This is a genomic window from Sphingomonas sp. BAUL-RG-20F-R05-02, assembly GCF_022662305.1.
Lineage (GTDB): Bacteria > Pseudomonadota > Alphaproteobacteria > Sphingomonadales > Sphingomonadaceae > Sphingomonas.
Genome location: NZ_JAKNQH010000001.1, coordinates 541,426 through 552,406 on the forward strand (window position 1 = coordinate 541,426; position 10,981 = coordinate 552,406).

Annotated in this window: 11 protein-coding genes; 1 reads left to right on the forward strand and 10 read right to left on the reverse strand. The window is 64.1% G+C overall.

Annotated elements, in window-relative coordinates; translation table 11 throughout:
• Positions 1-26: 26 nt before the first annotated feature.
• From treY to L8F97_RS02550, 4 genes are all read right to left on the reverse strand, one after another.
• On the reverse strand, positions 27-2,432 hold the full coding sequence (gene treY / locus L8F97_RS02535) for a malto-oligosyltrehalose synthase (RefSeq protein WP_242146418.1): 2,406 nt from the start codon (positions 2,430-2,432) through the stop codon (positions 27-29).
• The gene (gene treZ / locus L8F97_RS02540; RefSeq protein ID WP_242146419.1) at positions 2,429-4,129 is read right to left on the reverse strand and encodes a malto-oligosyltrehalose trehalohydrolase; all 1,701 of its coding nucleotides are present in this window, start codon (positions 4,127-4,129) and stop codon (positions 2,429-2,431) included. The genes treY and treZ overlap by 4 nt, the downstream gene beginning before the upstream one ends.
• Positions 4,126-4,356 (reverse strand): hypothetical protein, encoded by a 231-nt coding sequence (locus L8F97_RS02545; protein ID WP_242146420.1) that lies wholly within the window; start codon positions 4,354-4,356, stop codon positions 4,126-4,128. Before L8F97_RS02545 ends, treZ begins: the two co-directional genes overlap by 4 nt.
• Positions 4,357-4,600: 244 nt before the next feature.
• Positions 4,601-4,936 carry a DUF2934 domain-containing protein gene (locus tag L8F97_RS02550; protein ID WP_242146421.1) on the reverse strand — a complete coding sequence of 112 codons (336 nt, stop codon included), beginning with the start codon at positions 4,934-4,936 and terminating at the stop codon, positions 4,601-4,603.
• Between the two features lie 156 nt (positions 4,937-5,092).
• On the opposite strand from L8F97_RS02550, the gene L8F97_RS02555 reads away from it, so the two are divergent.
• A complete protein-coding gene (locus L8F97_RS02555) occupies positions 5,093-6,316 on the forward strand; it encodes a flavin monoamine oxidase family protein (RefSeq protein ID WP_242146422.1) in 1,224 nt (407 codons plus the stop codon).
• A gap of 6 nt (positions 6,317-6,322) precedes the next feature.
• On the opposite strand, the gene L8F97_RS02560 is transcribed toward L8F97_RS02555, so the two are convergent.
• Genes L8F97_RS02560 through L8F97_RS02585 form a run of 6 tightly spaced genes read right to left on the reverse strand, consistent with a single transcriptional unit; the run spans position 6,323 to position 10,913 of the window.
• Complete coding sequence (locus L8F97_RS02560) at positions 6,323-7,309, reverse strand: Gfo/Idh/MocA family protein (RefSeq protein ID WP_242146423.1); 987 nt, start codon at positions 7,307-7,309, stop codon at positions 6,323-6,325.
• Positions 7,306-8,259: an MDR/zinc-dependent alcohol dehydrogenase-like family protein gene (locus L8F97_RS02565; RefSeq protein ID WP_242146424.1), complete on the reverse strand. Its 954-nt coding sequence runs from the start codon at positions 8,257-8,259 to the stop codon at positions 7,306-7,308. The genes L8F97_RS02560 and L8F97_RS02565 overlap by 4 nt, the downstream gene beginning before the upstream one ends.
• On the reverse strand, positions 8,259-8,516 hold the full coding sequence (locus L8F97_RS02570) for a hypothetical protein (protein ID WP_242146425.1): 258 nt from the start codon (positions 8,514-8,516) through the stop codon (positions 8,259-8,261). Before L8F97_RS02570 ends, L8F97_RS02565 begins: the two co-directional genes overlap by 1 nt.
• The gene (locus L8F97_RS02575; protein WP_242146426.1) at positions 8,513-9,526 is read right to left on the reverse strand and encodes a glycosyl hydrolase; all 1,014 of its coding nucleotides are present in this window, start codon (positions 9,524-9,526) and stop codon (positions 8,513-8,515) included. Before L8F97_RS02575 ends, L8F97_RS02570 begins: the two co-directional genes overlap by 4 nt.
• Positions 9,523-10,320 (reverse strand): TIGR04290 family methyltransferase, encoded by a 798-nt coding sequence (locus L8F97_RS02580; RefSeq protein WP_242146427.1) that lies wholly within the window; start codon positions 10,318-10,320, stop codon positions 9,523-9,525. Before L8F97_RS02580 ends, L8F97_RS02575 begins: the two co-directional genes overlap by 4 nt.
• Positions 10,317-10,913: a histidine phosphatase family protein gene (locus L8F97_RS02585; RefSeq protein ID WP_242146428.1), complete on the reverse strand. Its 597-nt coding sequence runs from the start codon at positions 10,911-10,913 to the stop codon at positions 10,317-10,319. The genes L8F97_RS02580 and L8F97_RS02585 overlap by 4 nt, the downstream gene beginning before the upstream one ends.
• Positions 10,914-10,981: the final 68 nt, after the last annotated feature.

The window sequence follows — 10,981 nt, forward strand, 5'->3', positions numbered from 1 at the left end:
CATTTAAATTGATCCTTTAGCGTGGCTTATAGGCCACCTGCCACTGTAAAATGATACGGCGCGGCGAAAAACAGATCGGCAGCGCGAACCGGTTGCTCGAACTGCACTGTTGTGTCGCCCCACCACTCTGCGTCCGGAGTCGTGCGGCCGGCCTCGACAAGGACACCGGCTGCCTTGACCAGTACCGCGCATTCGAGCCGCGAACTCGCGAACCTTCGGGAGAAGGCGAGGACATGCTCGGCACGCTTGCCGACCACGGGAATGGGCCGGTAATCGCCCTCTGCAAATAGCGCCGGTGTGTCCCGACGCGCGCCCAGCAGGCGGGCAATGAGTTGCAGCTTGGACAGTGGGTCTTCCGCCCCGTCAAGCACCGCCGCGCACTTGGCATAATCGACCGGCCGCCGATTGTCCGGATCGACGAGACTGAGGTCCTCCAATTCCGAGCCTTGGTAGCAATCCGGAATACCGGGCACCGTGTTGCGCAGCATCGCGATAGCGAGGCTGTTGGCGGTCGCGGCTGGCGCGGTCAGCCGCACGAACGCCGACATGTCATCAACAAAGCTCGCATTCCCTAGCAAGGCATCCACCAGCCCGGTACACTGCCCCTCGTAAGCCTCGTCGGGCGCCTCCCACGAAGATCGCAACTTTGCTTCGCGTAGCGCCTTGATCTGCCACGCCTTGATGCGGTCCGCGAAATCATCGCCGACCCCCGACGCGGGCCACGCTCCGAACAGGGTCTGGAACATTACGTACCGGTCGCCCGCGTCGACACCGGGCGCGAGCGGTTCTGCCAATGCGGTCCAGCGCTCGACATGCTCCTTCCACAGGGTGGGGATGCCGCTGATCGCCGCGAGCCGGGCCCGGACATCTTCACCGCGCTTGTGGTCGTGCGTGGCAGTTGCCAGCATGGCATGCGGAAAGTGGGAATGGCGGTCTGCCATCGCGGCATGGAACGCCTCGATGTCGAGCGCGAAGTGCTCCGGAGCAAAACCGACATCGTTGGTGGAAAGCAGCACGCCGTGACGATAAAAGGCGGTGTCCTCCACAGCCTTGGCTGCGATCGGTGCGGAAAGCTGCTGGAAACGACGGACCGCTTCGGCGGCAAGCGAAGCGTCGCCGGGGCCACGTCCCGCCAACCACTCGACGATGTAGCGCGCGATCTCCGCTTCGCCCGGCGGGCAGAACGCCTCGCTGTCGGCAAGCGCGCGATCGAGTACAACGCCGTCGCTGGCGGGGCCGTGTTCACCAAGCCCGTAGCTACGATACACCGGGAACACCCATAGCAATCGCTCAATCGCGCGGCGCAGCATTCCGGAGGTCACCGCCTCGAACGCGGTGTCGGACTGTGCGGCCGAGTTCGCCAACGCCGCGAAGGCCGCCACACACGCATCCGCCTGCGCGGTGAAGCTCCAGCCAAGCAACTGCTGGCGAGCGGTCAACGCTTCCTGCGTAAAATCCGCCGGCCGACCGCTGATCTGCTGCCACAATGTACCGAGCGGCGCCTCGCCTTCCGGTGCATGGAGGACGCCGGTAACCTCCCGCATGAAGTCGTAGCCGCTGGTTCCATCGGTCTGCCAGTCGGTCGCCAACGGCTCGTCTCCGGCGAGGATCTTCTCGATGACGATGTAGCAGCGCCGATCGGCGCCGCCGATCGCGTCGAAGCGTTCGCGCAGACTGCGGCAGTAACCGGCGGGATCGGCGAGCCCGTCGACATGGTCGACACGGACGCCGTCGATCAGACCCTGTTCGTAGAGCGTGAAATACAGCGCATGGGTGGCGTCGAAAACCTCCGGCTCTTCGACGCGGACGCCAGCGAGGTCATTGACGGTAAAGAAGCGGCGCCAGTTAAGTTCGTCGTTGGCGGTACGCCAGGAGGCGAGCCGATAATGCTGCGCTTCGACCAGCGCGCGCAGATCGCCTTCCGCGGCGACGTCTGGGCGCAGCGGTGGTCCCTCGCTGCCGTAGAGTTCGAGGCGTCCGTCGACCAACCGAAGGTCGCCCGCATCGATCACCTCACCCAGCGTGGCGCCGAGGATTGGCAATAGCAGCGGCTGATCCCAATCGACATCGAACCAGCGCGCGTAACGGCTACCGGCACCGTTACGCAGAACGTCGTTCCAATAACCGTTCTCACCGCCAGCAACGCCCATGTGATTGGGAACGATATCGATGATAACGCCCATGCCGCGTGCGTGCAGCGCCTCGACAAGACTGCGGAAGCCATCCTCGCCGCCAAGTTCGGGATTGATCCGGGTAGGATCAATGACGTCATAGCCGTGCGGCGATCCCGACACAGCCGTGGTGATTGGCGATGCGTAGACGTGGCTGATGCCGAGCCGATGAAGATACGGCACGATCGCTTCCGCCGCCGCGAACGTGAAATCGCGGTTGAATTGTATGCGGTACGTCGCGCGGGGTGGGAAAGCAGTCATACGTTTGGCTCCAGCCATGCAGCGAAGCTCGCCGGGGCACCCGGCGTGCCGAGTGAGTACCACGGCGCGGCGGCTCGGACGTCGACCGCCGCGTCGCCGATGTTCAGGGCGACAGTCAGGACGGCACCGTCGCCGAGCGTCCATGCGGCCTCGACGGCCCCCTGCCCCAGCACGCGCGCACCCTGCGCGGTGCTGCCACGCAACCGTGGCACGATCTCGGCGTGGCGAAGCGCCAGCAGGTCACGGTAGAGGCCGCGCCAGTCTTCGGAGTCTTCGCCGGGCACGGGCCGGGAGTTTTCCAGCGTCGTCTCGGCATTGGGGTCTGGGATCTGGGCGCGTGCATCTTCGGACGCGAACGCCGCGAAATGCGCGAACTCCTTGCGCCGCCCTTCCCGCACGATATCGGCGAGTTCATCGTGAAAATCGGTAAAGAAAAAGAACGGCGTGCGTGAGCCGGTTTCGTCGCCCATGAACAACAACGGAATTTGCGGTGAGAGCAGCAACAGCGCGGTTGCCGCGCGTAGCCGCTCCGGCGCGACCAGCGTCGTCAGTCGCTCGCCGAGCGCGCGGTTGCCGATCTGATCATGATTTTGCAGGAACGAGACGAACGCAGTCGGCGGCAGATGCCCGCTCGGCTTACCACGCGGCCGCCCCTCCTGATGCGGCATGCCCTCACCCTGGTAGATGAAACCTTCGCCAAGACAGCGCGCCAGCTTGCCCGTCGAATCCTCCGAGAAAGCAGCGTAATACCCCTCATTCTCGCCGGTGAGCAGGACATGCAGCACATTGTGGAAATCATCGTTCCACTGAGCGTCGTACCTGCCACTGGACAGGCGGTCAGCGTCATTTTCCTCGTTTTCGAGGATCAGATGCACCGGGCGGTCGGGAACGGCGGCGCGGATGTCCGCGGCTAGGGCATCGAGGAACTTGGGATTGTCGATCGCGTGCACCGCGTCAAAGCGCAAGCCGTCGAAGCCGTAGTCTTGGATCCACATCAGCGCATTCTCACGGAAGTACGCCGCCACCTCAGGCCAGTCGACCGCGACCGCGCCGCCCCATGGCGTATCGCGCGCATGGAAGAAGCCGCTGGCATAGGCGCCGAGGAAGTTTCCGTCCGGACCGAAGTGATTGTACACGACGTCGAGCAGGATCATCATGCCGAATTCATGGGCGCGCTTTACCAAAGCGCGCAGTTCCTGCGGCGACCCGTAAGCCTCGGCCGGCGCGAACGGCAGCACGCCGTCATAACCCCAGTTGCGCGTGCCGGCGAAAGCGCCGATCGGCATCAATTCGACGGCGGTGATGCCGAGTTCGGCCATCGCCGGCAATGCGTCCGCCACGCCGGTGAAGCCGCCGAGCGCACCGACATGAACCTCCTGGATCACCGCCTCTTCCCACGGACGACCCCGCCACTCATCAGCCGAACCGGAAAGCGGCGGAGCAACGACGCTCCAGCCATGCACGCCCCCCGCCTGCAAGCGCGACGCGGGATCAGGCACGGCGAGGTCCGCATCGAGCCTGAAGCGATAGCGTGTTCCCGCCGAAGCCGCCGCATGCACGGTGAACCAGCCGCCGGCTTCGGTCATCGCCAGCGTTTCGCCGCCGTCGATTTCCAGCGTCACAGATTTGCGATCGGGTGCCCACAGGCGAAACAGCGTTCTCCCGTCGGTTCCGACTTCAGGGCCCCACATCGTCATTCTCCAATCTGCTCGGTGATCCAGCGGATCAAGACCGCCGCGTGCGGTTGCACCTCGTAATTGTCCCCGACCGCGACCAGTTCGAGATCAGGCTGCGCGCTGTCGATCAACACCTGCCGGTCCGCGGAAGGTGCCGGCAACGTGAAGGTGATCGCGTCGTCGCTCGCGTTCATCAGCATGGTGATCGCCTCGTTCCGGCCATCGTCGAGCCCGATCGCACGACGCATCGCGGGCGCGCGACGATCATCGGCGTACCGAGCGAGGCCATCAAACTGGCCTCGAACACACACAATTCGATCATCTCGGCATGGGCGGAGAAGATCGCGGAATTTACGCCCAAGCCGTCAAAGCTTGTACCCAGAGGATAAGGGGAACCGCCTTTTAAGCGGTCGGAGTATAGGCGCAAAATATACTCCCTAAGAAAACGGGATCAAGATAGACTAAATGATACCCGCAACACGGCGGGCAAGCTTAGCGAACGGGCGTGACCGGCTTTACCTTGCGGCGGGGCTGCTTTTTAGCAGCCGACGGCGCGCGGGCCGTAGCGGGATCGGTAATCGCCTCGACATCAGGTGGCACCGGAGCGGGATCCGGGTTCTGGAACTCAGGCTCGGTTCCAACGGCCGGCGCGGCGGTTTCCGGCTCGGCTGTTTCACTCGCGGGTGCGGGCGCAGCGTTCGAGGCGTCTGCCTCGATTTCCGACTGAGCACGATCCCAGTGAGCCTCGGACTGCCCTTCGGGCATTCCTTCTTCGAGCCAGATCGCGTGCGCGCGTTGGCGGACCTGCGATTCTCGATCCTGTTGCATGTCGCTTCCCCTTACTCAGCTAAAGCGGTTTGATCGTAGCAATGCTTTAGGGCGCATAAGGATGCGTGCCCTAACCTGTGCAAAGCGGATTTTCTCCGATTGCCATAACGCCCATCCCCTTAGATAGAAACGCCTTTACTGCGGGCGGATGAAGCAATGGAATACGACGTTGCAATTGTCGGGGCCGGCGCTGCGGGCATCGCGGCGGCGCGAACGTTGGTTGCGCAGCACAGGTCCGTCATCTTGCTGGAGGCAAGCAGCCGCCTTGGCGGACGCGGCTGCACAATCGGGCTCGCCGGAATGCCTATCGATTTCGGATGCGGTTGGCTGCACTCGGCCGATCGCAATCCACTTGTCGGTATTGGCGAGCAAGCCGGCTTCACGATCGTGCGCGGCACCTCCGCCTGGACAGAGCAATGGCGTGGTCTTGGCTTCGATGCGGAGGAGAAGGCCGCCGCCGGCGACGCCTGGGCCGCTCTCGAGCAGCGGCTGCACGATAGCCCACCCGCCAGCGATCGCGCATCCGATGCGTTGGCGCCCGCCGGTGAATGGAACGCCTTCTGCCGTGCGCTGAGCGGCTACATGAACGGCGCGGATCTAGACCGGCTCTCGGTTGCTGACTTCCTCGCCTATGATGACGCAGCAACCGAGTACAACTGGCGGGTGCGCGAGGGCTACGGCACGTTGCTTTCCGCGAGCCTGCCACAGCTCGACCTCCGCCTCGGCACACCTGTGCGCGGCATTGCGAATGACGGTCGCGGCGTACGGCTAGATACCGGCCGTGGCACCGTCGAGGCGAGAGCCGCGATCGTCACCATCTCCACCAACCTGCTCGCCAGCGGCGCGATCGCGTTGGGTGCATCCGCAAACGAGCATCTTCACGCCGCCACGCAGCTTCCTCTCGGCCTCGCGGACAAGGTGTTTCTGGAGATCCTTGCCCCCGAAGCATTCGAGACAGAAACGCACCTGATCGGCAACCCACGCGACCCCAACACCGGCAGCTACTATATTCGCCCATTCGGCATGCCGGTGATCGAGGCATTTTACGGCGGTCCGGGTGCGGACATGCTAGAGCGCGTCGGGGTTTCCGAGGCGGCACGCTTCGCGATCGATGAACTTGCCGCCTTGCTTGGCAGCGAGGTCCGCGCGAAGCTAAGGCCGCTCGGCGGATCGCAATGGTGCCGAACCGACTGGATTAATGGCTCCTATAGTCACGCTCTACCCGGCCACGCTGGCGCGCGCGCGATCCTCGCGCGACCTATCGAGGAACGCATCTTTTTCGCTGGCGAGGCGACGCATCCGACAGACTTCTCGACCGCGCACGGTGCGTGGCAAAGTGGCATTCGTGCTGCCAACGAGGTGATCGATAGCCGACCGTAACCGGCTTCAGCCTTGCGACAGACCTGCGGCATAGATCGCATCCAGAACGCGTGCGCTGGCCGCAAACGTCTCAGCCGCAGGATCGAACGTGTTTGAGCGCTCCAACGCTTCGACCCATGCGACTGCCGCGCGACCGCCCCAAACGTCTCCCGCCTCTGACAACACAGTACACCCGGTGCCGTCGAAACGCTCGGCGGTGAGGTCATAGAACGATCCATCGACGTTGCGCAGCGCAGCGCCGCCGGCCGTCCCATAGAACGCTGCCTCGATTACAGCGTCCCGCCCGGCATGAAGTCGCCACGAGCATCCGAGGCGTACCGAGACGCCGCCCGCGACGAACGACGCCACCGCATAATCCTCAACCAGCCCGCTTTTCAGGGGGGCGGCGGCGGACAGCAACGTCGCGCTGACATCGGTCACATCGGGAAAGCCAAGTGCCCACAAGGCAAGATCGACCAGATGCACGCCCAGGTCTACGACGCAACCGCCACCCGACTGCGCCGGATCGTAGAACCAGGGTTTGTCCGGGCCATAGGCATTGTGAAACGTGAGATCGACCGCGAACACCTTACCCAGATCGCCGCCTGCCACTAGCGGTGCGATCGCGCGCATAGCGTCCGTATGGCGGTAGGACAGGTCAACGCCCAGAAGCCGATCCGCCTTGCGCGCCGCGTCGATCACGCCTTGCGTTTCAGCCAAGTCGCGACCGAGCGGCTTTTGACAGAACACTGCCACGCCGGCTTCAAGCACCTGCACCGATTGAACGGCATGCAGCGCGCTCGGAGTCGCGATCACGATCCCGTCCAGATCGAGCGCGAGCATCTCGTCGAGCGAGCGCACCCGCACCGCATCCGGGGCGAGCACCGCAGCATCCGCCAGGCAATCAGCCGATGGGTCGCAAATCGCGACTGCGGTGCAGAGCCCAGTGTCCAGCATCGCCGCCATGCGGTGGCGCCCAATCCAGCCGGTACCAAGGAAACCGAGCCTTTTCATAGCAGCACCAGCGCCTTTACGAAGCCTTCCGGCTTGTCGCGGGTTGCATCCAGCGCCTCACCGAGCCGTTCGAGCGGGTAGGTGTGTGAATAGAGCGGGGCCGGATCGAGCCGCCCGTTCGATATGGCATCAACCGCTTCCTCCACGCCACGCCGCTGTACCGCCGGATCGCGCTCGTGCGCGTTGATGACGTCGATGCCCTTCCAGTTCCACATCTGCATGCTGACCTGACGCGGCCCATCCTGATGATAGCCTGCGATCACGAGCCGTCCGCCGAACCCGACCAGTTCGCCCGCCAGGTCGAGCGGCCATTGCTTACCAACGCACTCGATCACGCGTTCGCAACCCTGGCCGTTGGTCAGCGCCTGAACCTGTTCGATGATGCGGTAGTGATCGTCCATGACGATCGTCTCCGCCGCACCATAATGCCGCGCCAGATCAAGCGATTCCGTGCGGCGAGAGATCGCGATGACCCGTGCGCCCGCTTCGCTTACCAGCCGCGTCAGCACCGCCCCAAGAAAACCAACGCCGACGATTGCGACCGTATCGCCCGGGCGAATGTCGCTGCGGCGGAAGATGTTGAACGCGCAACCGAGCGGTTCACCCGGAAACGGCTTACCGGCGAGGCTTTCAGGTAGCTTCACCACCATTTCCGCGCTGGCGATATCGCTCTCCGCAAAGCTGCGGTACGACAATGCGGCAACGCGGTCGCCGGACGCCAAGCCAACGACACCCGGACCCACCGCCTCGACAATGCCCCAGCCCTCGTGGCCGAGGCCACCAGGCTCGCCGGGGTATTGCGTCCACGGGTTGCCGCCCCAGGGCTCAAGGTTCGAAGCGCAAACGCCGCAGCCTTCGATCCGCACACGCACTTCGCCCGCAGCGGGTTCGGGAACCGCAACGTCTTCCACCTGGATCTCGCCCGGTGCCGCCAAAATCGCCGCGCGCATCAGTTTACCACCTCGGTATGCGGCATCGATGCCTTGCCTTTTTGCCCGCCGCCGATCGACGCGATCACGCCGTCGCTCCACGCCGACAAGACGCAGGACGTGTTCGTTTCGCACTTACCGAGGTAGAGGTTCATCCGTCTGCTTGTGTAACTGGATCGCATGCTGTGACTTTCTAGCCCGTGCGCCAGTGGGTCGGAATGGTTGCGCATCTGAGGGGTGAATCGATCAACGCCGCGCTGTTGCGGAGAAAGCGTCATGCGATGCTCCGTTCGGCAGCCAGGCGCTCGTCGCGGTTGAAGTTCAAAGGGGAGAGTTCGGGCCGCTCTAGCGCATGTTCTGCGACGGGCTGCGGCGCGGCTACGGCGGGCGAAGCACTGGCACCTGGGGCATAACGGTCGATCATCCACGCACAGAAATCGGCAAACGCCTGCGGATCCTGCGCGGGACTGGTGTGATGCGGCGCGAGGCCGAGATGCTCGGGCGTGAAGCAGAAGGTCACGGTCACGTCGAAGTCGGCGAGCGCCTCCATCTGCCGGTCGAACCACCCGACCGCATCCGGGCGGAAGCTGTCTGCCCACGACAGGCCAGTACGGATACGCCGCGTGCCGAGCCGCTTCATCCACGCGACCGCCTCGTCGAGCCGGGGGTCGTTGTAATGAAACCACTGCATCAGCCCGATCTCGGCCGCGTGCTTGGCGTAAATGTCGAGCGCCGGTTTGGGCGACCCATCCTCGCGGATCAGCCCAAGGTAGAAATGTCGGTAGTAGGACGAGCCTTCCGCCTCACGGTGGCGTGTTTCCGCGCCCCAGCTGCGTGGCAGGTCGAACAGCGAATACCAGAATACACGCGGCGCGCGGCCTTCCAGGAGTTGCACGGTGCGCTCCAGTCCGAACGCCTGTACTTCTTCCGCACCAAAAGAACTTACGCCGACTTCCGTCACCCACACCGGCTTGTCGGTGACGGCGCGAATCTCGTCGATCTTGTCGGGCCACGCGCTGAGCGGCCACAGATTCCAGTCGAGCGGAAAGCCGTGCACCGCCACCGCATCGACGGCGTCAAGCGCGCCGTATCCCGCGATCCGTCCGAGCCAGTGTGGATCGATGGGCGACATGCCGCCCAGTACGCGCGTGACGGCGGGATTGATCGCTTGGATCGCGTTGCCGGCACGTGAGACATGATCGGCAAAGCGCGACCAATCGGGGTCAAGCGACGGGTCCCAGTGCGATTTGTTGTTGGGCTCGTTCCAGAGCATAGCGGCTTCGATCATGCGGGCTTCCTCGCGGGATATGCCGCCATCGGACCATTCTGCCATTCCTGGAATGGCACCGGCGCGACGCGGCAGATATAGACTTCGGATTCGGGCTGCGCCTCGATCGCGAAACCTGCGGCGCGGAGCATTGCCTGGCTGCATGCGGCGTTGGCCGCCCACCAGTTGGTCCAGTCGCCGGCATATTGACGCTCGATGAAGTGCATTTTGGGATAGCCCGGATCCGTGAAGTAGGCAGGCGCATCGAACGTACCCGGCACGTGGAACGGGTGATCTTCCGGCACGTCATACACCGCATCGCCGCCCTGCTGCATCGTCTGGAACAGCAGAAGGTCGCCCGCGACATGTTCGCGGATCAGGTCAAGCGCGAGCAGCGGGTGGCGGAGGTGGTAGAGCACCCCCATGAAGATCACGAGGTCGAAGCGCTCACCAAGTTCGGCGACGCGGTAGACGTCCAGTTCACGGAACTCGATACCGTTGATGCCTACGGCATCGGCGGCAAGCTGCGCCTGCGCTAGGTAGCGCGGATCACTGTCGATACCGACCACTCGCGACGCCCCGCGCCGTGCCATTTCGATCGCATAGAAGCCAGCGTTGCAACCGATGTCGAGAACGGTCTTGCCGGTCAGATCGGCGGGCAGCGCCGAGGCGAATCGATCAAATTTGAAGCGCGGATAATTGCCGAGGAAATGGTCGGGCGCGGTCCACAGGCCGCCGCCGAGATCCATGTTGTGGAACCACGGCGCAAGCGCCTCTACCCGATCGCGCAAACCCGTATCATCACGCGCGCTCATGCAAACACCTCATTAATGGAAAGAACCCGAGCGCCCCAGTCGCCCACCGCGACGCGGCTGACCGAAGCGGGATCGACATCGAAGTTGAGCGCATTGCCGAGTGGCAGGCCCAACCAGCCGGCGAGTGCCGCGCGGATCACGTCGCAGTGGCTGACCAGCGCCACCGCCTCACCCGGATGCGCGAGCGCGACCTTGCGCGCAAACGTCACCACGCGCATCTGCACCGCCGACATGCTCTCGCCGGCCGGCGTCAGCGCCTCACCGCGCGCACTGTTCCATATGGCCCATTGGCCGTCAACGGCGAGTGTATCGAATGTCTTGCCCGTCCAGTCACCAAAATCAATCTCGTCTAGGGCGTTGTCGACCTGCACGCTCAGCCCCCGCCCGGTCACGATCTCCTGTGCCGTTTCGCGCGCACGCTGAACCGGGCTTGACCATATGCTGGCGAAGCGGCGCGCACTGAGCGCCGCCGAAAGCCGTCGCGCCTGGCGACGTCCGTCGTCGCTGAGCGGGATGCCAGGCGTGCGCCCAGACAGAATAAGGCCGAGGTGATCGTGCGACGCGTGCCGGATCAAGTACAGAGTGGCAGTCACGCAAGCTCCCGCAGGCGCCTACGGATTGCAGGCTGGGTCGTTACGAAGGCGAAACCCATCCCCAGCTT

Coding starts and splice junctions, on each gene's coding strand:
- L8F97_RS02570 (WP_242146425.1), bottom strand. CDS start 8,516: ATGACGCTTTCTCCGCAACAGCGCGGCGTTGATCGATTCACCCCTCAG.
- L8F97_RS02560 (WP_242146423.1), bottom strand. CDS start 7,309: ATGAAAAGGCTCGGTTTCCTTGGTACCGGCTGGATTGGGCGCCACCGC.
- L8F97_RS02565 (WP_242146424.1), bottom strand. CDS start 8,259: ATGCGCGCGGCGATTTTGGCGGCACCGGGCGAGATCCAGGTGGAAGAC.
- L8F97_RS02550 (WP_242146421.1), bottom strand. CDS start 4,936: ATGCAACAGGATCGAGAATCGCAGGTCCGCCAACGCGCGCACGCGATC.
- treY (WP_242146418.1), bottom strand. CDS start 2,432: ATGACTGCTTTCCCACCCCGCGCGACGTACCGCATACAATTCAACCGC.
- L8F97_RS02555 (WP_242146422.1), top strand. CDS start 5,093: ATGGAATACGACGTTGCAATTGTCGGGGCCGGCGCTGCGGGCATCGCG.
- L8F97_RS02580 (WP_242146427.1), bottom strand. CDS start 10,320: ATGAGCGCGCGTGATGATACGGGTTTGCGCGATCGGGTAGAGGCGCTT.
- L8F97_RS02545 (WP_242146420.1), bottom strand. CDS start 4,356: ATGCGTCGTGCGATCGGGCTCGACGATGGCCGGAACGAGGCGATCACC.
- L8F97_RS02575 (WP_242146426.1), bottom strand. CDS start 9,526: ATGATCGAAGCCGCTATGCTCTGGAACGAGCCCAACAACAAATCGCAC.
- treZ (WP_242146419.1), bottom strand. CDS start 4,129: ATGACGATGTGGGGCCCTGAAGTCGGAACCGACGGGAGAACGCTGTTT.